A 23,616-nucleotide genomic window follows, 5' to 3' on the forward strand; every position below is an offset into this window, starting at 1 on the left:
TGGTCGAGACACGACTAGGCCCCTGACCGATGGTCAGGGGCCTTTTTCGTATTCCGGGCCGAGCTACATGCCGACGAGTTCATACGAATCGATCCGGCCGGAAAACCGGATATCCGGATTCAGAATTCGAGGACGATCCGTCCGCGCACCCCGCCTCCCTCGAGCCTCCGATGGGCTTCGCTCGCCTGCTCGGCCGGTAGCAGATCCGCCACCCGCAGTGTCAGCACGCCCGAGGCGACCAGGTCCGAGAGGCGATCGAGCCGGTCCTTCTCCCGGATATCGGTCCCGACCATGATCTCGTGCACGGTGAGGCCGGGGCGGGGTGCGACTCCGCCGTTCAGCCGCTCGGGCCGCAAGGCGGCGTAGGCCCCGCCCGAGCGGACCACGGGGGTGATGTGGTCGCGCAGGAGGGCGCCGTCGACCACGCCGTCCACCCCCTCGGGGAAATGGGCCCGGATCTGCGCGACGGTCTCGGCGCCGCGGTCGACGACGATATCCGCGCCGAGGGCCCGGACGAGATCGCGGTCGGCGGGGGCGGCATCGGCGATCACCTGTAGCCCCGCGTGCTTCGCCAACTCGACCGCGTAGCCGCCGACGGCACCGGCCGCTCCGGTCACCACCAGCGACGCTCCCGGCTCCAGGGCCAGGCGGTCGAGAGCCTGCCAGGCCGTCAGCCCGTTCATCGGCAGGGTGGCGGCGGACGCGAAATCCCGGCCCGCCGGGAGCACGGCCACCGATTCCGCCGGGACGACGATCTTCTCGGCGTACGCACCACCGCCATCGAGCACCGGCAGCGTGATCGCGATCACCTCGTCACCGGTACGCCATCCCGTGTCCGGGTCGGCCTCGTCCACGGTTCCCGCCGCGTCCCAGCCGGGAATGTAGGGCGGTGTCACGCCGGCGTATCGGTCGTGCACCAGCCCGCTACGGGTCACGACGTCCGAGGGGTTCACCGCCGCGGCCCGCACCCGGATCCGCACCTGTCCGGGGCCGACGGCCGGCTCGGGGACTTCGAATGCGCGTAACACCTCGGGCCCTCCGGGCTCGTCGAAACCGATGACCCGCATAGTTCGCCCACCTTCCGGTTCGATAGCTATCGAACCGGGCCAACGTGGGAATCAGCGGTGATATTCCGCATCGGGTGCTCGCAGCCGGTGAACGCCAGAGGTTTCCGCCATCGCGGCCCCTCGCCCGGCCGCAGGATCGATACGAAGGCCGAAGTCATCGGCGCCCGTGCGTGGCGGCGCCGGCCGGAACTCAGCGTTCCCACGCCCTATCCCGGACGTTCGGTCGAGGTCAGAGCGCTTATCGCCTCCCCCAACCGAGCTCCGGTGGGTACTTCCGCGCCCGGACTGCTCATCCACTGCATCACCAAGCCGTTGAGGATGACGAAGTACAGCTCGGCGACGGCACGCGCCCGGGAACCGTCGAGACCGGGGTAGGACTCGGCGACCAGATCCGCGATCTCGGAGACCGCGATCTGGTGCATCTCCCCCATCCGCGACTGTTCGCTGGGGGTCCGGTAGATGCGGACCACGTTCTCCATACTCGCCACCAGCACGTCCCGGTTGCGGTCGAACAGCTCGGCGATGCCCTCCCAGACCTGAGGAAACGCCGCACCCGCCGATTGACCGGCGGTTGCTTTGATGCGTCTTTCGAGGTCGTCGCCGATCACCCGGCCCGTCTCGTCGGTGAAGGCCTCGGTGAGCAGGCGGTCCTTCGAACCGAAGTGGTAGCCGATGGCGGCCAGGCTGACTCCCGCGGTGGTGGCGATATCGCGGGCCGTGGTGGCGGCGAACCCACGTTCGTAGATGCAGGTACGCGCGGCCGCGAGGAGGTCCTCCTTGTTTCCCATGCTTCCACTCTAACCACCGTATTAGACATCCGTTCTAGACACTCGTTCTACATCTGTGTTAGACATACGTCTAAGACATTCGAGCAATTCTCTGAGCGAGGGACACCGATGACCACACGGACCACACCGGCCACACCGCGCGTACTCATCTCCGGCGGCGGTATCGCCGGTAACGCGGTCGCCCTGCAACTGCTGCGCGCCGGAATCCGGCCCACGGTGATCGAACGCGCGGCTGGGCCGCGGCCGGGTGGTCAGGCCGTCGACCTGCGAGGACCCAGTCGGATCGTGGCGGAGCGGATGGGTCTCATGCCGGGTATCCGCCGGTACCAGCTCGACGAACGGGGCATGGTGTACGTGGACTCCACCGGTCGCGAAGCAGCCCGGATGCCGGCCGAACTCTTCGAAGGCAAGGGGGCGGTGGCCGAGATCGAGATCACCCGCGGCGATCTGAACCAGGTGTTGCTGGACGCCCTCGCCGAGGAGACCGCGCGCCCCGGCGCGCCCGGTGTCGACTACCGGTACGGCGAACGGATCCACGCACTGCGCGAGCACGCTCATGGCGTCTCGGTGGAATTCGCTTCCGGAGCCACCGAGGAATTCGACGTGCTGGTCGGTGCCGATGGTCTGCACTCCACCACCCGGCGGCTGGCCTTCGGGCCCGAAGAGCAGTTCAGCACCTATCTCGGCGGATACACCTCGTACTTCACCATGCCGACCCCGGCTGAGGTCCGCCCGCACTGGATGACCGTGCAACTGCTCCCCGGCGGCGCCTTTCTCGCATTCCGGCCGGACGCCGACCCGGCGACCACCAAGGCGATGATCAGCGTCCGGCGCCCCGCCGATCCCGCGCTGCGGCGCGACACGGCGGCCCAGAAACGGTTGCTGCGCGAAGGGCTCGCGGTCGGTGGCTGGCTGGTCCCCGAAGTCGACGCCGCCATGGACCGGGCGGAGGACTTCTACTTCGACGAACTCGCGCGGATCACCATGCCGCGCTGGACGACCGAGCGGATCGCGCTGGTCGGGGATGCCGGGTACTGCGGGTCACCACTGAGCGGACAGGGCACGGCCATGGCTCTGGTCGGCGCCTACGTACTGGTCGGCGAGATCGTGCGCACACCGGACCGGCCCGCCGCCGCACTGGCCCGGTACGGTGAGATCCTGCGCCCGTTCGTGGAATCCGCGCAGCAGCTCCCGCCCGGTGGTGTGAAGGCCATGACCCCGCGCACCCGGGCGGGTATCCGGGCTTCGCTGGCCCTGGTCCGGCTCACCACCTCCACAATCATGCAGCCACTGATGACCCGCATGCTGTCCGGCACCGACGATTACACGCTGCCCGAATACTCCACCGACCTCCCCACGGCGGAACAGGGAACTCTGCCGCGGTAACCAGTGGAGAAGGATCGCCGCCGGCGGCCGGACCGACGCGGACTCCACCGTGAGCCCTCGGTCCGGAGAACCCGGAGCGGCCGGGCGGCCACCCGACGGCAGACCTACCTACTGCCGTCTCCACTTTCCGCACCACAACCACCATCGCCGATTCCTCGAACGGTTACCTTCCGCTGGCAGCGGACCGGATCGACCACACTCGTTGCCGTTTCCGATTCCGTTGCCGAGCATCCGGAAGAGCCGAACCATCGCTCGATGGCCGTCCGGGCCGGTCACCCCGCGAGACCAGCCCGGACGGACGTTGCCGCCGGCCGATGGGCCGGTCTGCCACCCCGCGGGACAGACCGACCCACCCACCGCGGTCCCCGGCTCCCCACCGGTTCCCGCGACCCCACCCTCCGAGGGGGTTCCGGTTCCTCCCGGGCCCGTAACCACCTCATCCCTCCCGGCGGACCCCTCCCCCGGATCCGCCCCATCCCCCACCGGGCACTTTCCGGTTCCTCCCCAGGCACCGGTCCGTACCCCGCCCCCATCGGCGGCGTATCCGGCCACCGGGGCGGCCGGCTACGCCGAGTTCGGTACGACCACCTGGGTCAGGCAGCCGGTCGCTTGCAAGCCGGCGCCCATCTCGCCCGATTCGGTGCCGCGCGCGCCACCGATCTCCAGCTCGTCGGCGCCGAACAGACCGGCTCGCGCGGCACAGACGGTCGCGGTGCGGCACCGGATCCGCCCGCCTTGTCGACGGCGACCTCGCGCCGCGGCGCGATCGTCGAATCGGCCGATGCCGACGACCTCGTCGCCACTGTGGCCCGGACGGCCGCAGGGGTGCCCAGCGCACTCTCGGTGGGCTCGGCAGCCGGCGCCACCGCGGCGGTGGCACCGCCCGGAGCGGGCGTGGCGGTCAGCTTCCTGATCATTGCGGATTCCTCTTCGCGGTGTCCTCGTTACCGGCTGGCCCGGCCTCGACACCAACAATGGGGCCCCGCGCTTGGCAGGCACTTAACGTGAACTTATAACGCTGCGACCACCATTCGTCACAGTGCAGACAAGGTCGGGGCACAGCCGGGGGACCTGCTCCGGGATCGGTGTATCTCGGGCATCATGGAGTTATCCGCTACGACGACAAGTGGGAGTGTGGATGGATACGTTGGTGTTATGGGCCCTGGCCTGTGCGGTCTACTGGTTCGGTCTGCTCTGATCGGGCCCCGCGCCGACAACCCGCCGGCACCGCGAGAACTGTGCCGGTAACTCGCCCCTGAACCGGTCTTCCGATCGGGCAGGGGCGTCGTGCTGTCCGGGCCCGAGATAACCGGCCCCGCGGTCGCCTGCCCATTAGGGTGATCCGCATGGTGCGTTTCGGTGGGCTCCTGGCGGGGGTCACAGCGGTAACACTGATGGCGGGACAGCTCTTCGCGGCGCAGGCACAGGCGATACCGGAAACCGATGGCACGACCGCCCGATGCGAGGTGTCCTCCGGCCGGGAACCGGCCCGCGCCACTCCGGAACAGGTGGGGCTGGACGCGGCCCGGCTGACCGACGCACTGGCCTTCGCCGCGGGCCGCAATCGGCTCAACATCCAGGTCTTCCGGCACAACTGCCTGGTCGGCGAGGGTCCGGGCAACGCGCGCACCGGAAATACCCCGTGGAATGTATGGAGCGTGACCAAGAGCGTGGTCTCGCTGCTCACCGGGATCGCGGCCGGAGAGGGACGTATCGATATCGAGGCGCCCATCGGCCGGTACCTGCCGCCGGGTCTCGGCGACGCGCAGCGCCGGGCGATCACGGTCGAGAATCTGCTCACCGAGACCTCGGGTATGCGCACCGGCGTGGTCACCGAGGGTCTCACCGGGGCGGTACCACTCGACCCCAACAGCGCGGTCCAGGCACTGGGCGTCCCGCTGGACCACGAACCGGGCACCGTCTTCACCTACAGCCAGCGGACCGTCGATCTGCTGTCGTATGTGCTGGAACTCGCGGTCGGTGAACCGCTACAGGACTTCGCGCAGCGGGAACTGTTCGGGCCGCTCGGCATCGAACGCGGCGACTGGTACTGGGCGCGGGACCGGTCCGGCCACACCTACGGGTACGCGCATCTGCTGATCCCGCCGAACGATCTGGCCAAACTCGGACTGCTGGTCGCGGGCAACGGCAACTGGAACGGCCACCAGATCGTGCCCGCCGCGTATCTGTCCCGCGCGACCGCCCCGTCGCCGACCAACCCCTGCTACGGATATCTGTTCTGGAGCGGTCCCGGCTGCGCGGAGAACGCGTCGTTCCTGCCGCCGGACACCTATGCGATGGCCGGAGTGGGCCTGCAGAACGTCTTCGTCGTGCCGAGCCTGGACCTGGTGGTGGTGTGGACCGGCGTGTTCGGGAACATGAGCGCCTACGGCCCGGCCGGCGTCGTCGCGCACACCGGCGAACTGCCGCACGAGTTCTTCCGGCGGCTCCTGTCCGCCTTCTACGAACCCCCGATCCCCGACCCCGGCCCGTACGTCGAACCGCCACTACGCACCGACCCGAACTCCTATATCGATACCGATATCCTGCTCGCGGTCTTCGGCATCGGTCGGTCCGCGTACCCGGGTTGCGATGTGTTCGCCTGCCTCGGGGAACCGCTCGCGGCGCCGTTCAGCGACGCGCCGCCCGGCTGTGTCCTCCTGGCGTGTCTCGGAAACGACCCGCGCACCCCGGGGATCCACTGAGCCGGGCGGCGTACCCGCCGTCAGCGATCGGCGAGCAGCACCTCGGCGATCTGGATGGTGTTGAGCGCCGCGCCCTTGCGCAGGTTGTCGCCGGAGATGAACAGCGCCAGCCCACGCCCGTCCGGGACACCCGGATCCTGGCGGATACGGCCGACCAGCGATTCGTCCTTACCTGCGGCGGCCAGCGGCGTCGGGACGTCGACCAGCTCCACCCCGGGCGCCTTGGCCAGGATCTCCTGGGCGCGCTGTACCGAGAGTGGATCGGCGAATTCGGCGTTCACCGACAGCGAGTGCCCGGTGAACACCGGCACCCGGACGCAGGTCCCGCTCACCAGCAGCTCCGGCAGGCCCAGGATCTTGCGGCTCTCGTTGCGCAGTTTCTGGTCCTCGTCGGTCTCCCCGGAACCGTCGTCCACCAGCGAACCCGCCAGGGCCAGCACATTGAACGCGATCGGGGCGACGTACTTGTTCGGCGCCGGGAAATCCACCGCACTGCCGTCGTGGGTCAGCTTCTCCGCGTCGTCGATGACCGCGCGGGTCTGCGAGGCGAGCTCTTCGACACCGGCCAGACCACTACCCGATACCGCCTGGTAGCTGGACACGATGAGGCGCTGCAACCCGGCCGCGTCGTGCAGCGGTTTGAGCACCGGCATCGCCGCCATGGTGGTGCAGTTGGGGTTGGCGATGATGCCCTTGACCAGATTGCGGGTCTGCTCCGGGTTGACCTCGCTGACCACCAGCGGGACCTCGGGATCCTTGCGCCAGGCCGAGGAGTTGTCGATCACGGTGACCCCCGCGGCGGCGAACCGCGGCGCCTGCACCCGTGACATGGTGGCGCCGGCGGAGAACAGCGCGATATCCAGGCCCGACGGGTCGGCGGTCTCGGTGTCCTCCACCACGATCTCCCCGCCGCGCCACGGCAACTTCTTACCGGCCGAACGCGCCGAGGCGAAGTAACGCACCTCGTCGGCGGGGAAATCGCGTTCCTCGAGCAGTTTGCGCATCACGGCGCCGACCTGACCGGTCGCGCCGACCACACCTACACGCACACCCATCGCTCTATCCTCTCGACTCGATCGGGAGCGCTACGTGATTACGCTGCGCTACCGCCTTCGCGCCTGACCCGATCAAGTCAGCGCCCCGTTCCGGCGTGCACGACGGCGACCTCGTCGCCGCCGAGATCGAACGCCCGATGCAACACCTGCACGGCATCGTCGAGTTCGGTGTCCTTGACCAGTACCGAGATCCGGATCTCGGAGGTGGAGATGAGGTCGATATTGATACCGGCCTCGGCCAGCGCCTCGCAGAAGGTGGCGGTGACGCCAGGATGACTCTTCATACCGGCTCCGACCAGCGACACCTTGCCGATGTGGTCGTCGTAGAGCACCTGGGAGAAGCCGATATCGCTCTGGTATTTGCTCAGCATCTCCACCGCCCGGACACCGTCGGCCTTGGGGAGGGTGAAGGTGATGTCGGTCTTGCCGGTCTCCACCTTGGAGATGTTCTGCAGGACCATATCGATGTTGAGCTCGGCTTCGGCCACATAACGGAACACCTTGGCGGCGTATCCGGGTTCGTCCGGCAGCCCGACCACGGTCACCTTGGCCTCGCTGCGGTCGTGCGCGACGCCCGTCAGGATTGCTTGTTCCAAGGGAATGTCCTCCATCGATCCGTATACATAGGTGCCCTGCTTGTCGGTATAGGACGAACGCACATGCACGGGCACGTTGTAGCGGCGCGCGTACTCCACGCAGCGCAGCATGAGTACCTTCGACCCGCAGGCCGCCATCTCGAGCATTTCCTCGTAGGAGACCTGCTCGAGCTTCTGCGCGTCACTCACGATGCGCGGATCGGCCGTGAAGACTCCGTCCACATCGGTGTAGATCTCACAGACGTCGGCCTCCAGCGCGGCGGCCAGCGCGACCGCGGTGGTGTCGGAACCACCCCGACCCAGCGTGGTGACGTCCTTGCTGTCCTGGCTGACGCCTTGGAAACCCGCGACCAGGACGATGGTGCCCTCGTCCAGGGCTTCGCGCAGACGGCCCGGCGTCACGTCGATGATCTTGGCCTTACCGTGCACCGACGTGGTGATGACACCGGCCTGGGAGCCGGTGAACGACCGCGCCTCGGCGCCGAGACTGTGAATGGCCATGGCCACCAGGGCGTTGGAAATGCGTTCACCGGAGGTGAGCAGCATGTCCATCTCCCGGGCCGGGGGCGCGGGAGAAACCTGCTCGGCCAGGTCGAGCAGTTCATCGGTGGTGTCGCCCATAGCTGAGCACACCACGACCACGTCGTGGCCCTGCTTCTTCGTCTCGACGATCCGTTCGGCGACGCGACGGATCCGGTCGGCAGAGGCTACCGAGGATCCTCCGTACTTCTGGACAACGAGTGCCACGCGGGGTCCTCCAATGTCAGCGAACAGGCGATCAGTGCAATAGCGTACCGATGCCGGCCACGCTGTTCCGGGAGTATCCGGCCTGGCTGTGGAATAACACACAGCCGCGTGACGTCACGTTTACCTGCTCGCGGACCCGCCGCACGCGCGGGCGGGCCCGGCGGGCAACCCAACAGCTCTCATACCCGATCGAACCAGGTCACCTGGGCTCCGTTGCCGAACTCCTGCCGCCGCACGGGAGTGAACCGCGTGGGCCGGAAAACTCCGCCCAGCACGGGGACGCCGGTTCCGGCCAGCACCGGGTAGCTCTTGAAGACGAGCTGGTCGATCTCCTCGATCAGCGCGCCGGCGAGGGTGCCACCGCCGCAGAGCCAGATGTCCTTGCCCTGTGGTCCCTCCTCCTTCTTGAGCCGCCGCACCAGTTCGACCGGATCGGTGCGCACCAGTTCGATCTCCGGGTCCCCGACGCTGTCCAAGGTGGTGGAGACGACGTACTGCTTCAAGTGGGGATAGGGGCTGGCGATGCCCGCCGACAGGGCGGGCTCGTAGGTGCCGCGGCCCATGATCAGCGTGTCCCAGTGCCGGTTCGGGACGTCGGGTGCGATACCCGCCTGTTCCCGGATATGCGTGGGGACGGATTCGGGATAGCGCTCGTTGATCCACTCGGCCATATCGGCGCCGAGGGGATAGAAGTCGACCTCTCCGCCGGGGCCGGCGATATAGCCGTCGAGGGAAACGGCCACGTAGTAGACGAGCTTTCGCATGAGGTACCGCCCTGTTCGTAGTACTCCAACTGAAGTGGTTAGAATGTAGTACTACAGATGGAGTGGTGTCAAGGCGAGCGGACGCTCGCGGACGTCGGGCGCATATCGAACCGGCCGTCGATCGAGCGAATGAACACGGACACCACTCGATAACCGGCGCCCGAATTGATTACGAGCCGCCACCAAAAGACCGATAGCAATCCGATCGGGGTTGTGATGCCTGCCATAGGCCTCGAATAATGGGCTGCATGATGGCAAACGTCGGAGACCGGTTGCACGTGCACGGGCACACCGTCGGCGAGGTCGACCACGAGGGAGAGATCGTAGAGGTTCACGGCCGCGACGGAACGCCGCCGTATCTGGTGCGTTTCGACGACGGACACGAGTCCCTGGTCTTCCCCGGCCCGGACGCGACAGTCGAACGAACACCCTGACCTGCCCACGCGGCAGGACAGCGGACCCCGGTTCAGGACCGGCCCCGCAAACCTCTGCGGCCGGTATGCCCGTCGGCGGAATAACCGCCGCGGCGAACGAGCGTGTTGACGATCACGCGACCCCCGAGGAAGAATCGTGGCCGATTCGTAATAACCGGGGGTGCGAGGGACAGCATGCGTACGAAGACCGATATCAGATTCGCCGTCGAGGCCGACCCGGGCCAGGTGATGGACGCGTTGATGGCGGTCGAGATGCTGTCCGAATGGTCACCCGATTTCGAGGACGCGCGCGTGGCGGGGCGCGACGAAGAGGGCCGGCCGCGCCGGGTCTTCATCCAGGTCTCGGTCTCCAATACCCCGGATATGCAGGTGTGGGAGTTCGACTGGTCGGAGAACCGGATGTCGTGGGAGGTCTCCGACAGCACCCGCGGTATCAGAGGCGGCGGGTCCTTCGAGGTCACCCCCGGTGAAACGGGTAGCGAAGTGCTGCTGCACGTCGAGCAGTACACGCCGCTGCCGGTGCCCGGATTCCTGGGCAAGCGGGCGGTCCGCAAATCCTACGAGGCCCTGGTGGAGAATTTCGTCGCCTACACCGAGCAGTTCCCCGAATCCGAGACCTACGACCTGGTCTGAGCCCGCCCGACGCGCCCGCGCCGTACGCGCGATCTCCGTTCGAACGGTCCCGGAGCTGCCACGATAGGGCCCATGCCAGGTCTCACGCGGCGCGGCCGGATCCAGCCGATGGGCGAGAACGCCTCGGTCACCCAGCTGGAACTGTTCTTCGACCTGGTCCTGGTCTTCGCCTTCACGATGGTCACCGATCTGGCGGCCGCGGAGCCCACAGCAGTCAATATGTTGCGCTCGCTGCTGGTGCTGGCGGTGCTGTGGTGGGTGTGGATCGACTACGCCTGGCTCGGCAATGTGGTGCGGGCCGACGAAGGGGTGACCCGGGTCGCCATGTTCGTCGCCATGGGCGGCGGTTTCCTGGCCGCCATCGCGATTCCCGAAGCGTTCGACGACCTGCCCGGCGGCTGGTACGGCCCGCTGGTCTTCGCCATGGCATACCTGCTGGTCCGGCTGGTCCATCTCGCGATGTTCTGGCTGGCCAGCGCCGCGGACGCCCAATTGCGGGGACAGGTGCTGCGCTGGGCGCTCGGGTCCATCACCGTGGGCACCACACTCCTGGTGATCGCCGCCGAGACCCGCGGCACCGTCCAGATCTGCCTGTGGATCGCGGCGATCGGCGGCGACTATTTGTGGACACATTTCGCGGGCAACAACTGGCGGCTGAATTCCCCCGCGCATTTCGCCGAACGGCACGGCTTGATCATCATCGTGGCGCTGGGCGAATCCATCGTCGCCATCGGTATCGGCGTCGCCGGGCTGCCCGTCTCCTGGCCGATCGTGGTCGCGGCCATGCTCGGGCTCATGGTGTCGGGTCTGCTGTGGTGGGCCTATTTCGACACCGACGCCCTCCGGGTCGAACACGCGCTGCGGGCGGCCACCGGCGCCCGGCAGATCGAGATCGCCCGGACCTGCTACACGTTCTGGCATTTCCCGATGATCGTCGGGATCATCGCCCTCTCGCTCGGCCTCAAGAAGGTGCTGTCCTACGTCGGTGACGAGAGCGAGCACACGCTCACCGACGCGCTGACCGGCATACCGCTGGTCGCACTGTACGGCGGAGTGGCGCTCTACCTGGTGGGACTGATCGGGTTCGGCCGGTTCGGTACGGGCCGGACCGGATGGCTCCGGCCGGCCACCGCGGTGGTGCTGTGCGCGCTCACCCCGCTCGCCGCGAAACTACCGGCCCTCGCGGCATTGGCGGTGCTGTGCGCCGTCCTGACCGCGCTCATCGGCTGGGAGACCCTGCGGTTCGCGGAGACCCGCGACCACATCAGACATCCCGCCGAGTGAGGTGCCGGACAGTGAGGTGATGCGCGGTCGGACCGTAGGCCGAGGGTGACACCTTGACCCCGTTGCGTACCGATTCGCGGATCTGGTCCACGTTCTCCCGGATCATGTCCGATACCAGTTCATCGGTGCGCGGGTCGGCCAGTACCTGGAACAGGATCCGGAACACGGTGTCGGCGACCAGGCGGATGATCTCGTCGTGGAAGGGGATGTAGCGGACGCGGCCGGTCTGCGGATCGTTCTTGATCATCTCGACGATCATCTCGTCGAGTTCGCTGCGGTTCTCCTCCAGCGCCGCCGCGATATTGCGGGTGTAGTGCCCGGTCCGCAGGACGGCGGTGACCTCCTCCATGATCGCGATGGTCATCGGGCGCTTGATGACCTCCACGATCGTGCCCACCGAATGGTTGATCACCGCGGCGGTGACGCGGTCACCGAACACCCGGTCGGCGACGCGGGCCAGCCGGACCAGGATCACCACGATCCGCAGCAACCGGAAAGCCCGGAAGAACGGACTGGCCACCGGGATCATGCCGAGGACTTCGTACCAGTAGACGAACGGGAAGGTCCACGGCCAGCCGGCCCGGCGCCAGCGCCAGAGGAACTCGATCGCGAACACGGCGCAGATGGCGTAGTCGACACCGACGATCACCCGGTAGGTCTCGGATGAGACCTCGAAGAACGTGATCCAGCACACCAGTACGACCGAGATCGCGGCCAGCGCCAGCATGACGAAATCGGTCCACAGGGCAGGCGGTTTCCGGGGAAAACTTTCGGGCTCGGGGGTTTCGGGTACGTACCCGGGACCGGACTCCGTGGACGACGGTATTGACACCTGCATTCCCTTCGACGCCGAAAGATCGCCGCCCAGTATTACCCGCCGCCCCGTCACGTCGCCCGCGTACGGCGCCGGTCAGCGGCGGGTGCACCACTGAGCAGGACTCGTCTCCGGCGAGCGGCCGGGTATTCCGGTAGCGCGGTCACCGCCGCCGTTTCCCCGGGGTCAGCGGCCCGCGCGGATGATCGCCTCGATATTGCGTTCGGCCAGCGCGGTAATGGTCAGCGACGGGTTCACGGTGCCGGTGCTGCCCGGGATCGCCGCGCCGTCCATGACGTACAGGCCCGGATGCCCGTGCACCCGGCCATAGGAGTCGGTCGCCCTGCCCAGCACCGCGCCGCCGAGTGGATGCGCCGTGAACTGGGCGTTGGCGTCGTATCCCAGGGCGCTGTACTCGGCCAGCGCACCGGCCCGCTCGGCGATACGCCGGTCCACCGCACGCGCCGCCGCCGTCACCTCGTCCTGTGCCCGCCGCGGCCAGCTCAACCCGACACCGCCGGAAACGGGGTCGTAGCCGAACCGCGCCCGGGTCGGATCGAGGACCATCGCCAGGGAGGCCAGCGCACCCGTCTCGAACGGGATCCCGGGGATGTACCAGTTCTCCAGGGACAGTGCCATACCGGTGTCGTCGAAGATCCGGCTGGCGCTGGGCACACCCTGCCCGTTGCCCGCGACCGAACTCGCCCCGCGAGCGAGCACCACATCGCCGTTGGTGCCCCAGCCGTCGCCGATATGCTCGTTGAGTCGCGGCAGCGCACCTGTCTCCCGGGCCCGGACCAGCAGTTCGGAGGTACCCACCGAACCCGCGCCCAGGAATAGTTTGTCGCAGGTGAGAGTCCGTTTTCCGCGGATCACGCCGGTCGGGGCGAGGTGGGTCACCGTGACCACGAACCGGCCGCCGGCTTCCTGGGCGATCGTATCGACGCGGTGGCCCGGGTAGATCTTCGCTTTCCCAGTGGCCTCGGCGTCTTTCAGATAATTCTGGTTGAGGTCGAATTTGGCGCCGTTGGAGTTTCCGAGATTGCTGCGCCCGGCGGTCGCCGAGGCCCGCACGGTCCCCGCCAGTTCGCCGCGCAGCACATCCCAGGTGAAGATCGAGTCGTTGGGCACCGGCCGGTAACCGGCCTTGCGCACCTGGTCGTCCCACGCCCGGGAATGGGTGAACGGCGCAGACCGGTAGATGTCCTCGGGCATCGGGTCCAGCCGCAGTTTCGCGCGCACTCGCGGGTAGTACACGGAGTCCAGTTCGCCGTAGTCGACCACACCGCCGAATACATGGTCGAAGAACCGGCGTTCGGGCGCGATCATCGCGCCGGTGAAAATCACCGAGCCGCCGCCCACCGCGGCGCCGCGCCAGACATCGATCCCCTGGAAACGCGTGCAGTCCAGCACGCCCCCGAAATCGGCGAAATGCATCGGTACCTTGGTCACGCCGGTGAAGCTGGTGGTATGCCAGAAACCGCGGCCGTCGGGCAGATCGTCGCCGGTGAAGATTTCCCGCCACGGATCGTTGGGCCAGCGGGAGCCGCGTTCCAGCACCGTGGTGGGGACACCGGCCTCGGCCAGCCGCAAGGCGCTGACCGCCGCGCCGAATCCGGAACCGATCACTATGGCCTCGGTGTGCTCGGGTGGCGCCGGCACCGGACCGAAGATCTCCGGAACCCACTGCGCGAACAGTTCGTGCCAGATCGGCTCCGCCGCGGCCCGCGGCAGACCCACCTCCGCTCTCGGGATCGCCGATCCCACCGCACCGATAAGAGCAGCCGCCCCCGCGGCCTTGAAAAGGGCACGCCTATCCACCCCAGGACACCTCTCTGGTAACGCAACAGCGGACGGATGGTACCGAGAATCGACCGGTGTGAACAGTCGTGGCGGGGAAGCCGATTCGGCTCGGGGGCCGCTAGCCGAAGATCAACCGGACAACCGCGAGGGTGCCCACGACCACGATCACCGCACGCAGCACATTCGGCGGCAGCCGCCGCCCGACCTTGGCTCCGAGCTGTCCCCCGATGATCGCGCCGGCCGCGATCAGTGCCACGACCGGCCAATCCACCTCGGCGACCACGATGAAAATGACAGCCGCGAGCCCATTGGTGAGCAGGGCCAGCACATTCTTCACCGCGTTGAGACGCTGAATGTCCTCGTGCACGAACACCCCGAGCAGCGCGAGCAGCAGCACACCCTGGGCCGCGCCGAAGTAACCCCCGTAGATACCGGTGCCGAAGATGGCGGCGAGCAGAATCGGTCCGCCGTGCGGGGGCACGTTCTCGGCCTCGCCCTGCCGCGCCCGCACCCACGCCGACAGCCGCGGCTGCACCACCACCAGCACCAGCGCCACGATGATCAGCACCGGCACGATGGCGGCGAACGCGCCGGCGGGCAGCGTCAGCAGCAGGACCGCGCCGACCGCGGCACCCAGCAGCGACGCCGAGCTGTAGCGCAGCACCCGGCCCCACTGCCCGGCCAGTTCCCGCCGGTAGCCGATCGCCCCGCTCAGCGAGCCGGGAACGAGTCCGACCGTATTGGACACATTCGCGGTCACCGGCGGCAGGCCGATGGCCAGTAGTACCGGGAAAGTGATCAGTGTCCCGGACCCGACGACAGTGTTGATGCCGCCCGCGGCGATACCCGCGCCGAATACGGCCAGCATCTCCAGCCAAGTCATGCTCGAACCCTCGACCTTTCCGGACCGGCGTCCGGTCACTCGCAACCCTGAGGGACGCTAGCGGTTGTCCGTCCCGGAGATCGCGACGGGTCCGGGCGACGCTGCCGTGCGGAAGTCGCGCCGGTCGCGCTCCGCACGGCGCGCCGATCGGGGCAGTGGGAGGTCGCGCGGCGTGCCCGCGCCCGGCGGACGAAACAGCCGCGACCCGCCCGGCGAACAACTTCACGAAGATCGCGATACCGCGCCGCGGGCACCCCACCACGGCACAACGACCGTCTCCGGCGGCAGCGTCGCGCCGCTCTGTGCAGTGCCGGGCCTGCGGACCGCCTCCGCAGGCCCGGCACCAGAGGAGGTAGACTCGCACGGGTCATGCAGCGGGCACTTCTTCTCAGCCGCCGCGACGGGGTCTGATCGGACCGGCTTCCCGTCGCGGGGTTCAGCCACGCCGGTCGACCCAATTCGGGAAACAATCTCACCCACGGAGAAATCGCATGTCACCCGCTGACGCCTTCGTATCCGGCACGCGCACCATCACCGCGCCCGCCAAGCCCGCGCCCGGCGACCAGCCCGCGTGGAACAAGCAGAAGAACTCGTCCCTGCCCGTCTTCCGCTATCGTCCGTTCGCCGAGGAAGTCGAGCCGGTCACGCTGCCGGACCGCACCTGGCCGGACAAGGTGATCGACCGAGCGCCCGCCTGGTGCGCCGTCGATCTGCGCGACGGCAATCAGGCGCTGATCGACCCGATGAGCCCCGCCCGCAAGCGCCGGATGTTCGATCTGCTGGTGCGGATGGGTTACAAGGAGATCGAGGTCGGATTCCCGTCTGCCAGCCAGACCGATTTCGATTTCGTCCGCGAGATCATCGAGGACGGCGCCATCCCCGACGACGTCACCATCCAGGTGCTCACCCAGTGCCGTCCCGAGCTGATCGAGCGCACCTTCGAGGCGTGCGCCGGCGCGGCGAACGTGATCGTGCACTTCTACAACTCCACCTCCGTCCTGCAGCGGCGGGTGGTGTTCCGTGCCGACCGCGACGCCGTGCAGAAGATCGCCACCGACGCCGCGCGGCTGTGCCTGGAGACCGAGCAGCGCTACCCGGACACCAACTGGCGTTACGAGTACAGCCCCGAGTCCTACACCGGCACCGAACTGGAGTACGCCAAGCAGGTCTGCGACGCGGTCTCGGAGATCATCGCCCCGACCCCGGACAAGCCGCTGATCATCAACCTGCCGGCCACCGTCGAGATGGCGACGCCCAATGTGTACGCCGATTCCATCGAATGGATGCACCGCAACCTGGCCCGGCGCGATTCGATCGTGCTGTCGCTGCACCCGCACAACGACCGGGGCACCGCGGTCGCGGCCGCGGAGCTGGGCTACCAGGCCGGTGCGGACCGTATCGAGGGCTGCCTGTTCGGCAACGGTGAGCGCACCGGCAATGTCTGCCTGGTGACCCTGGGCATGAACATGTTCTCCCAGGGTGTGGACCCGCAGATCAACTTCTCCGATATCGACGAGATCCGGCGCACGGTGGAGTACTGCAACCAGCTGCCGGTCCACGAGCGCCATCCCTACGGCGGCGACCTGGTCTACACCGCCTTCTCCGGTAGCCACCAGGACGCGATCAACAAGGGCCTGGACGCCATGAAGGCGTCCGCCGACGCGGCCGGCGCCGATGTGGACGATATCTCCTGGGAGGTGCCCTATCTGCCGATCGACCCGAAGGATGTGGGCCGCACCTACGAGGCGGTCATCCGGGTCAATTCGCAGTCCGGCAAGGGCGGCGTGGCCTACATCATGAAGACCGATCACGGGCTGGTCCTGCCGCGTCGGCTGCAGATCGAGTTCTCGCAGGCCATCCAGCAGATCACCGACGGCGAAGGCGGTGAGATCACCCCCAAGGAGATGTGGGATGCCTTCGCCGACGAGTACCTGACCCCGATCCGGCCGCTGGAGCGGATGCGCCAGAAGGTCACCGCCGCCGAGACCGACGGCGGAACCGACCGCATCACCGCGGTGGTCAAGGTGGACGGCGTCGAGCAGGAGGTCACCGGCAGCGGCAACGGACCGCTCGCGGCCTTCGTCGACGCCATCGCCGCGGTCGGCTATCAGGTGGAGGTGCTCGACTACTCCGAGCACGCACTGTCCGCCGGAGACGACGCCCAGGCCGCAGCCTATGTGGAATGCGCGATCGGTGACCGGATCGTCTGGGGCGTGGGTATCGCCACCTCCATCACGACGGCTTCGCTGCGTGCCGTGGTTTCGGCCGTGAACCGGGCCGCCCAGAAGCAGTAACCCGCGATCGCTGTTCAGGCCGCCGTCACCTGTACCGGTGACGGCGGCCTCATCGGTGGTAAACCGTCCGACATGCGAACCTTCGCGCACCTGCTAGCGTTGGTCCGGACTCCACGCCGCCGAGCTCTCTGCTCGAAAATCCCGAGCAGATGGGGGAACTGTGACTACTGACGAACACGATCCGACTTCCCAGCCCTGGCCCTCGAGTCAACCGGTGGATACCGCCGGCCGCGGCGGCGACTCGGAGGCCGTGCCGCCCGAGGCTCCGGCGCGAAACGAACCGGAGCCGCTCACCGAGCCGGGCGAGCCCGCCGAGCAAGTGCCTGCCGAGCAGGTGACTGCCGAAGCGCCGCCCACGGAAACCGGCCCCGGCGAAACCGATTCGGTCACGGAAACCGAGACCCCGGACAAGTCCCCGGAACCAGAAGTTTCCGGCGACCCGGAAGCTGCCCGCGCCACCGATTCCGCGAGCCCGGCGCCGGCCGACAGCGGCGACGAAGACAGCCACCCGACGGCGGGCCCGGCCGAACCGGACACCCCGCCCTGGCCGGACGGCAACGGGTTCGCGCCCCCACCGCAGGTACCCGCCGACGGCGGCGCCCTCTACGGAAACGCCCCGTTCGACCAGTTCGCCCCGCCGGTACCCGGCGCGGCGTTCAGTGCGCCTGTCCCGGAGCAGTTCCCGGCGCCGGGGAGCGCACAGTTCCCGCAACCGGATCCGAACCAGTTCCAGCCGGCGAACTTCGGGCCCGGCGCGGACGCCGCACAGGCCGGCCCCGGCCAGTTCCAGGCCCCGAACACCGAACACGGCAGCGGACAGTTCCCGCAACCCGACGCCGGCCAGTTCCAGGCCCCGAACACCGAATACAGCAGCGGACAGTTCCCGCAACCCGACGCCGGCCAGTTCCAGGCCCCGAACACCGAATACAGCAGCGGACAGTTCCCGCAACCCGACGCCGGCCAGTTCCAGGCCCCGAACACCGAATACAGCAGCGGACAGTTCCCGCAACCGGCCCCGGGCCAGTTCCAGCCCGGTGGACCCGGACAGAATCCGCCCGACCCTTTCGCGGTTTCCGGTCCGCCGACCGGGCAGTATCCGCAACAGGACCCGAACCTTTTTCCGGGCCACGCGGTTCCCGGACAACCACCGTACGCACCACCGGCCCCTCAACCGACCGGTGGCTACGCACCGCCGCCCACGCCCGCGCCGGACAGCGAACCGGGCGGCCCGATCTACAGCTGGGCCCCGCCGCCGATGCCGGCAGCGCCGCCTCCGGTACCGCAGCCGCAGTACCAGTCGGCACCGCCTCCGGCCGCGCACAATCCGCCGACCGGGCAGTTCCAGCCTCCCGCCTGGGGCGATTCCGGTCGGCCGGCCCAGCAGCAGCAGTACCAGCAGCCCGGCCAACCGGGTCAGCCCGGGCAGCAGCAGTTTTCACCTCGTCCGATGCCCGAACCGGGCCAGCTCGGTAATTCGGTCAACGACCTGAATCTGCTGAAACGAGCTCGTAAGGCGCCGCGCAGCGGTTGGCGGCGGGCGGTGCACAAGGTCTCGCGCGGGGCGATCAACCCGGGCGAATCGGCCTCCGATGTCGTCCACCGGGATCTGGTTGGCCGGGTGAACGCACCGGTCTACGGGGATTTCCGGATCGCGATCCTCTCACTCAAGGGCGGGGTCGGCAAGACCACCACGACCGTCGGCCTCGGCGCCACTTTCGCGTCGTTGCGAGGTGACCGGGTGATCGCGATCGACGCCAACCCCGACCTGGGCACCCTCGCCCACCGGGTCCCGCGCCAGACCCGCTCCACCGTGCGCAACCTGCTGGAAGACCAGAACATCACCCGCTACTCGGATGTGCGCGCGCATACCTCGCAGTCGCCGAGCCGGCTGGAGGTGCTGGCCAGCGAGCAGGATCCGGCGGTATCGGAGGCGTTCAGCGAGGCCGACTACCGGCGTGCCATCGGAATCCTGCAGTCGTTCTACAACATCATCCTCACCGACTGCGGTACCGGACTGATGCATTCGGCGATGTCCGGGGTGCTGGACATGGCGAGTTCGCTGGTCCTGGTGACCTCCCCCGCCATCGACGGTGCCCGCAGCGCCTCGGCCACCCTGGACTGGCTGGATTACCACGGCTATTCGCATCTGGTGCAGCAGACCGTGGTGGTGGTCAACGCCTCCCGGCGCGGGTCCACCTCGGTGAATCTGGACCATCTGCGCCGGCTTTTCCTGGACCGCACGCGGGCCGTCCAGGTGGTGCCCTTCGACGATCATCTCGCCGAGGGCGCCGAAATCGATCTGGAACTGGTGAGCAAACCGACCCGGCAGGCCCTGCTGGAGCTCGCCGCGATGGTCGCCGACGATTTCGCCAATGTGGACGGTTATCCGTACGGCAACCGCTACTGATCGGTCTCGGGCGGCGGTTCGGCGGTGACCCGCCGGGCCGCCGCCGTGAACGAGTCCAGTACCGCGGCGATCGCGGGACGGTTCTCGGCGCGCGGCCTGGTGACCAGGTCGTAGAGGCGGGCCGCACGCACACCGGACAGTCGCAGCTGGGACAGCCCGGGGTGGGTGACGACGTAGCGGGGCATGAGCGCGACGCCGTACCCGGCGCCGACCAGCGTTTCGATCATCCGGAAATCGTTCAGTCGCTGCACGATCCGCGGTTCCACACCGGTTATCGTGGCGATCGATCGCAGCACATCGTCGACCGGAAAGCCGCCGCGCACGCTCAGCCAGGCCTCCTCGGCCAGTTCCTCGGCCGTGACCGCGTCCTGTCCGGCCAGCGGATGGTCGGGTGCCACCAGGACGTCGATGGGTTCGCGCATGAGTACCCGGGAGCTCACCCGGGGCCCCGCGACCGGTGCGGCGCGTTCGTCGCGATGGGTCAGCACGATGTCGTAGTCGGCGAGCAGACCGGGTGTCTCGTGCGGCGGCACGTCCTCGTCACCGGCCACGATGTCCACCCCGCTACCGGCCATCGCGGGCAGTACATGAGGCAGGAGCAGCGCACCGCCGGAAGGGAACACTCCCACCCGGACCTGTCCGTGCGGGGACCCGCGATAGTGCGCCATCTCCGCGACGGCGCGCTCGAGTGCGGCCAGGACCTCGTCGGCCCGCACCACGAGGGCGTGCCCGGCGTCGGTGAGGCGGACCCGGCGGCCGCTCGGTTCGAGCAGGGTGACGCCCGCCTCCCTGGTCAGCACTTTGAGTTGTTGTGACACCGCCGACGGTGTCATGGAGAGGGCGGCGGCGACCGCGCCGATCGTGCCGCGGTCGGCGAATTCGCGCAGGATGCGGAGCCGTTCCACCGACAGCGAGGAATGCGCGCCAACCATTAAGCGATACTAAATCATCAATCCATAACAATTCGATTGTGCTGATGAATTTATACATCCCATGATTAATCGGTGACGTCCCGTGACCGCATGATCGCCCTGACCGTCGTTCTCCTGTGGGGTCTCAACTTCCTCGCCATCCGCGTGGGACTGGACCATCTGCCACCGTTCTTCTTCGCCGCACTGCGGTTCGCGGTGATCGCGATACCGGCGCTGCTGTTCATCCCGCGCCCCGCCGTCCGGGCGCGCTGGCTCCTGCTGTACGGCACGGGCTTCGGAATGCTGCAGTTCGCGTTCCTGTTCACCGCCATGCGGGTGGGGATGCCCACCGGTTTGGCCTCACTGGTCCTGCAATCCTCGGCGCCGTTCACGGTATTGCTCGGGGCGGTGCTGCTGGGCGAGCGGTTGCGGCCGGTGCAGATCGCCGGACTCGCCGTCGCGGTCGCGGGAATGGCCGTCATCGGCTGGAACCAGTTCGCGCATGCCGCTCTGCTGCCGGTGCTCCTCACGCTGGCGGCCGGGTTCGGCTGGGCACTGGGCAATCTCGGCGCACGTCGGGCCGGTGTGGAAGCGCCGGGCACCAATCCACTGCACCTCACGCTGTGGATCACCGCGGTGCCGGTGCTGCCCCTGTTCGCGCTTTCACTGCTCTGGGAAGGCCCGACCACCGGCGTCCGGGCACTGGCCGGCACATTCTCGGCCGACGGCTGGCCCGCGCTCGCCGGCCTGGTCTACATCGTGGTGCTGGGCACGATCGTCGGTTCCGGCCTGTGGACATATCTGATGAGCCGGTACCCGGCGGGCAGTGTCGCGCCGCTGTCGCTGCTCGTCCCGGTGGTCGGATTCGCCGCCGCCTGGCTCTTCCTGGACGAGACACCTGCGCCCGCGAGTCTGATCGGCGGGGTGATCGTGATCGCCGGAGCGTTCGCCGCGACGGCCGGCGCCCGGAAGGCGACTCCCCCGGAGCCATCCGGAAAGGCAGACGGCCGATCCGCGACGGCGGATGTCGGCGCGAAGCGGACGCTGGAACCCGCCGTCAGATGAGGCGTAGCCGCATCGATCGCGCGGTCGGTGCACCGGCGCGGCCGGAACCCGTTTAAAGTTGGCGCGATCGAGACAGCTACCCCGGGTTAGGCAGCGGCAGACAAATGGCAGAGCATCGGTGGCCCGCGTCGGGTGCCACGAAGGTTCCAGGTCGATCTGCCCGGGTGGGCGCGTACACCCGGCGAACCGTGCTCCGCGCCACCGCGGCCGCGGGCATCGGAGCGGCGGCCGTAGCAGCGCTACCCGGCACGACCGCCCGCGCCCGGACCACCGCACGGGTCGCCGTACTCGGTGGCGGCGTCGCCGGGCTCACCGCGGCCCACGAACTCGCCGAACGCGGCTTCGAGGTGACCGTGTACGAACGCCGGGCACTCGGCGGCAAGGCACGCAGTATGCCGGTGCCGGGCACCGGGACCGAGGGCCGGCCGGATCTGCCCGGCGAACACGGATTCCGCTTCTTTCCCGGCTTCTACCAGCACATTCCCGATACCATGCGGCGAATCCCGTTCGAGGGGAACGCGAACGGAGTATGGGACAATCTGATCGGCGTCCCCGACGCCCGGTTCGCCCGGGCCGACGCCGACGATATCCGCGCGCCGCTCGGCTTCGGCCGCGTGGACGCCGCGTCGCCCGAGGGGATGCGGGAAAGCGTGGCCTCGGTCATCTCCACCACGCTGAAGATGCCGCCCGCCGAGGGCCTCTTCTTCGCCAACCGGCTGCTGGTCTTCAACACCAGTTGCGACGCACGCCGCTTCGGCCAGTGGGAGCACACATCCTGGTCCGAATTCGTGGGCGCCCACGCACGGTCGCACGAGTTCCGTACGCTCGTCTCGCGCACCCTCACCAGCCTGCTGGTCGCGGCCAAGGACGAACTGGCCAGCGTGCGCACGATCGGGTCGATGGGTGAACAGTTCCTGGGCAACCCGATGCAGATCGGCCACGACGGCGACCTGGACCGGGTGCTCGACGGCCCCACCAATATCGCGTGGATCGACCCCTGGGTGGCGCGGCTGCGCGAACTGGGCGTCCGCTTCGAGATCGGCGCCGAAGTGCGGGGCCTGGAGGTCCGGGACCGGCGCATCACCGGCGCCCGGATCGTCACCGGAACCGGGGCGGCCGAAACCGTGACGGCGGACCACTTCATCGTGGCGCTACCCGCCGAACGCGCCCGGGATCTGTGGAACGCCGACATCTTGTCCGCCTGGCCGCAGCTGGCGTCGATGAGCCGGCTGTTCACCGACTGGATGAGCGGTATCCAGTTCTACCTGCGGCGCCGGCCCGGACTGGGCAGCGGTCACGCCGCCTATATAGACTCGCCCTGGTCGCTCACCTCCATCGCGCAGAACGCGCTGTGGTCGCGCAAACTGGACCAGTACGGCGACGGGACAGTACTCGACTGCCTGTCGGTGGACATCTCCGACTGGAACACCCCCGGCATCCTGTTCGGCAAGACCGCCAAGGAATGCACCCACGAGGAGATCGCCAAGGAGACGTGGGCACAGATTCTCGCGCACCTCAATGACCGCGATCAGGTTCTGGGTGACGCCGACCTGCACTCCTGGTTCCTCGACCCCGGTATCAGCTGGAACGCCGACCGCGGCGAGAACACCAACGCCGACCCGCTCCTGATCAACACCGCGGGATCGTGGGAGCTGCGGCCCGAACCGCACGGGGGCGTCGAAAACCTCTACCTGGCCGGCGATTACGTGCGCACCAATATCGACCTGGCGACCATGGAGGGCGCCAACGAATCCGCCCGGGCGGCAGTGAACGCGTTGCTCGACGTGGCCGGATCGGCTGCGCCCCGCTGCCCGACCTACACCCTGTGGCGCGCTCCGGAACTCGAGCCGCTGCGCCGCGCCGACGCCGACGCGTACGCGGCCGGGCGACCGAACGCCTTCGATATCCAGTTCTGACCCGGCCCGGCCGCCGAGCCGGACATCGGCGTGGACATGTCACTGTGGTGTGAACTCCCCCGCG

General features: G+C 68.2%; 18 protein-coding genes. 9 read left to right on the top strand and 9 right to left on the bottom strand.

Annotated elements, in window-relative coordinates:
- Positions 1–119: 119 nt before the first annotated feature.
- Both NF4_RS01715 and NF4_RS01720 read right to left on the bottom strand, forming a co-directional pair.
- Positions 120–1,067 (bottom strand): NADP-dependent oxidoreductase, encoded by a 948-nt coding sequence (locus tag NF4_RS01715; protein ID WP_063125536.1) that lies wholly within the window; start codon positions 1,065–1,067, stop codon positions 120–122.
- Between the two features lie 206 nt (positions 1,068–1,273).
- A complete protein-coding gene (locus NF4_RS01720) occupies positions 1,274–1,855 on the bottom strand; it encodes a TetR/AcrR family transcriptional regulator (protein ID WP_063125537.1) in 582 nt (193 codons plus the stop codon).
- A 108-nt stretch (positions 1,856–1,963) separates the two neighbouring features.
- On the opposite strand from NF4_RS01720, the gene NF4_RS01725 reads away from it, so the two are divergent.
- Together NF4_RS01725 and NF4_RS01735 are read left to right on the top strand one after the other, a co-directional pair.
- Entirely contained in the window at positions 1,964–3,241 is a 1,278-nt protein-coding gene (locus NF4_RS01725) for an FAD-dependent monooxygenase (RefSeq protein ID WP_063125538.1), read from the top strand.
- A 1,346-nt stretch (positions 3,242–4,587) separates the two neighbouring features.
- Positions 4,588–5,946, top strand: coding sequence for a serine hydrolase domain-containing protein (locus tag NF4_RS01735; protein ID WP_063125540.1), 1,359 nt, complete (start codon positions 4,588–4,590; stop codon positions 5,944–5,946).
- A 20-nt stretch (positions 5,947–5,966) separates the two neighbouring features.
- Here NF4_RS01735 and NF4_RS01740 read toward each other — a convergent pair whose 3' ends face one another.
- The 3 genes from NF4_RS01740 to NF4_RS01750 all read right to left on the bottom strand — a co-directional run bounded on the left by NF4_RS01740 (position 5,967) and on the right by NF4_RS01750 (position 9,108).
- A complete protein-coding gene (locus NF4_RS01740) occupies positions 5,967–7,001 on the bottom strand; it encodes an aspartate-semialdehyde dehydrogenase (protein ID WP_063125541.1) in 1,035 nt (344 codons plus the stop codon).
- A gap of 77 nt (positions 7,002–7,078) precedes the next feature.
- Positions 7,079–8,344, bottom strand: coding sequence for an aspartate kinase (locus NF4_RS01745; protein ID WP_063125542.1), 1,266 nt, complete (start codon positions 8,342–8,344; stop codon positions 7,079–7,081).
- A 179-nt stretch (positions 8,345–8,523) separates the two neighbouring features.
- The gene (locus NF4_RS01750; protein ID WP_063125543.1) at positions 8,524–9,108 is read right to left on the bottom strand and encodes a dihydrofolate reductase family protein; all 585 of its coding nucleotides are present in this window, start codon (positions 9,106–9,108) and stop codon (positions 8,524–8,526) included.
- 248 nt (positions 9,109–9,356) lie between these two features.
- Here NF4_RS01750 and NF4_RS01755 point away from each other — a divergent pair, with 248 nt between their 5' ends.
- The 3 genes from NF4_RS01755 to NF4_RS01765 all read left to right on the top strand — a co-directional run bounded on the left by NF4_RS01755 (position 9,357) and on the right by NF4_RS01765 (position 11,459).
- Positions 9,357–9,542 (top strand): DUF1918 domain-containing protein, encoded by a 186-nt coding sequence (locus NF4_RS01755; protein ID WP_030524229.1) that lies wholly within the window; start codon positions 9,357–9,359, stop codon positions 9,540–9,542.
- Positions 9,543–9,716: 174 nt separating this feature from the next.
- Positions 9,717–10,175: an SRPBCC family protein gene (locus tag NF4_RS01760; RefSeq protein ID WP_063125544.1), complete on the top strand. Its 459-nt coding sequence runs from the start codon at positions 9,717–9,719 to the stop codon at positions 10,173–10,175.
- 72 nt (positions 10,176–10,247) lie between these two features.
- Positions 10,248–11,459, top strand: coding sequence for a low temperature requirement protein A (locus tag NF4_RS01765; RefSeq protein WP_063125545.1), 1,212 nt, complete (start codon positions 10,248–10,250; stop codon positions 11,457–11,459).
- Here the strand turns inward: NF4_RS01765 and NF4_RS01770 are convergent.
- The 3 genes from NF4_RS01770 to NF4_RS01780 all read right to left on the bottom strand — a co-directional run bounded on the left by NF4_RS01770 (position 11,440) and on the right by NF4_RS01780 (position 14,959).
- Positions 11,440–12,291, bottom strand: coding sequence for an ion transporter (locus NF4_RS01770; protein ID WP_439956717.1), 852 nt, complete (start codon positions 12,289–12,291; stop codon positions 11,440–11,442). The genes NF4_RS01765 and NF4_RS01770 overlap by 20 nt on opposite strands.
- Before the next feature lie 168 nt (positions 12,292–12,459).
- A complete protein-coding gene (locus tag NF4_RS01775) occupies positions 12,460–14,094 on the bottom strand; it encodes a GMC oxidoreductase (RefSeq protein WP_063125546.1) in 1,635 nt (544 codons plus the stop codon).
- 100 nt (positions 14,095–14,194) lie between these two features.
- Complete coding sequence (locus tag NF4_RS01780; RefSeq protein ID WP_063125547.1) at positions 14,195–14,959, bottom strand: sulfite exporter TauE/SafE family protein; 765 nt, start codon at positions 14,957–14,959, stop codon at positions 14,195–14,197.
- Positions 14,960–15,450: 491 nt separating this feature from the next.
- Here NF4_RS01780 and leuA point away from each other — a divergent pair, with 491 nt between their 5' ends.
- Together leuA and NF4_RS36195 are read left to right on the top strand one after the other, a co-directional pair.
- Positions 15,451–17,253: a 2-isopropylmalate synthase gene (leuA, locus tag NF4_RS01785; protein WP_063125548.1), complete on the top strand. Its 1,803-nt coding sequence runs from the start codon at positions 15,451–15,453 to the stop codon at positions 17,251–17,253.
- A gap of 160 nt (positions 17,254–17,413) precedes the next feature.
- Entirely contained in the window at positions 17,414–19,660 is a 2,247-nt protein-coding gene (locus NF4_RS36195) for a MinD/ParA family ATP-binding protein (RefSeq protein ID WP_232330268.1), read from the top strand.
- On the opposite strand, the gene NF4_RS01795 is transcribed toward NF4_RS36195, so the two are convergent.
- On the bottom strand, positions 19,654–20,571 hold the full coding sequence (locus NF4_RS01795; protein ID WP_063125724.1) for a LysR family transcriptional regulator: 918 nt from the start codon (positions 20,569–20,571) through the stop codon (positions 19,654–19,656). The two genes, NF4_RS36195 and NF4_RS01795, sit on opposite strands and share 7 nt — an antisense overlap.
- A gap of 93 nt (positions 20,572–20,664) precedes the next feature.
- On the opposite strand from NF4_RS01795, the gene NF4_RS01800 reads away from it, so the two are divergent.
- Positions 20,665–21,636 carry an EamA family transporter gene (locus tag NF4_RS01800; RefSeq protein WP_084532776.1) on the top strand — a complete coding sequence of 324 codons (972 nt, stop codon included), beginning with the start codon at positions 20,665–20,667 and terminating at the stop codon, positions 21,634–21,636.
- Between the two features lie 104 nt (positions 21,637–21,740).
- Positions 21,741–23,552 (top strand): hydroxysqualene dehydroxylase, encoded by a 1,812-nt coding sequence (locus NF4_RS01805; RefSeq protein ID WP_084532777.1) that lies wholly within the window; start codon positions 21,741–21,743, stop codon positions 23,550–23,552.
- Positions 23,553–23,616: the final 64 nt, after the last annotated feature.

It is taken from the genome of Nocardia fusca NBRC 14340 (assembly GCF_001618425.1).
Lineage (GTDB): Bacteria > Actinomycetota > Actinomycetes > Mycobacteriales > Mycobacteriaceae > Nocardia > Nocardia fusca.

What these genes read in the sequence shown, in the direction of transcription:
- NF4_RS01755 (WP_030524229.1), top strand. Translation starts at nt 9,357, where the DNA reads ATGATGGCAAACGTCGGAGACCGGTTGCACGTGCACGGGCACACCGTC.
- NF4_RS01750 (WP_063125543.1), bottom strand. Translation starts at nt 9,108, where the DNA reads ATGCGAAAGCTCGTCTACTACGTGGCCGTTTCCCTCGACGGCTATATC.
- NF4_RS01715 (WP_063125536.1), bottom strand. Translation starts at nt 1,067, where the DNA reads ATGCGGGTCATCGGTTTCGACGAGCCCGGAGGGCCCGAGGTGTTACGC.
- NF4_RS01760 (WP_063125544.1), top strand. Translation starts at nt 9,717, where the DNA reads ATGCGTACGAAGACCGATATCAGATTCGCCGTCGAGGCCGACCCGGGC.
- NF4_RS01765 (WP_063125545.1), top strand. Translation starts at nt 10,248, where the DNA reads ATGCCAGGTCTCACGCGGCGCGGCCGGATCCAGCCGATGGGCGAGAAC.
- NF4_RS01740 (WP_063125541.1), bottom strand. Translation starts at nt 7,001, where the DNA reads ATGGGTGTGCGTGTAGGTGTGGTCGGCGCGACCGGTCAGGTCGGCGCC.
- leuA (WP_063125548.1), top strand. Translation starts at nt 15,451, where the DNA reads ATGTCACCCGCTGACGCCTTCGTATCCGGCACGCGCACCATCACCGCG.
- NF4_RS01805 (WP_084532777.1), top strand. Translation starts at nt 21,741, where the DNA reads ATGGCAGAGCATCGGTGGCCCGCGTCGGGTGCCACGAAGGTTCCAGGT.
- NF4_RS01735 (WP_063125540.1), top strand. Translation starts at nt 4,588, where the DNA reads ATGGTGCGTTTCGGTGGGCTCCTGGCGGGGGTCACAGCGGTAACACTG.
- NF4_RS01725 (WP_063125538.1), top strand. Translation starts at nt 1,964, where the DNA reads ATGACCACACGGACCACACCGGCCACACCGCGCGTACTCATCTCCGGC.
- NF4_RS01780 (WP_063125547.1), bottom strand. Translation starts at nt 14,959, where the DNA reads ATGACTTGGCTGGAGATGCTGGCCGTATTCGGCGCGGGTATCGCCGCG.
- NF4_RS01720 (WP_063125537.1), bottom strand. Translation starts at nt 1,855, where the DNA reads ATGGGAAACAAGGAGGACCTCCTCGCGGCCGCGCGTACCTGCATCTAC.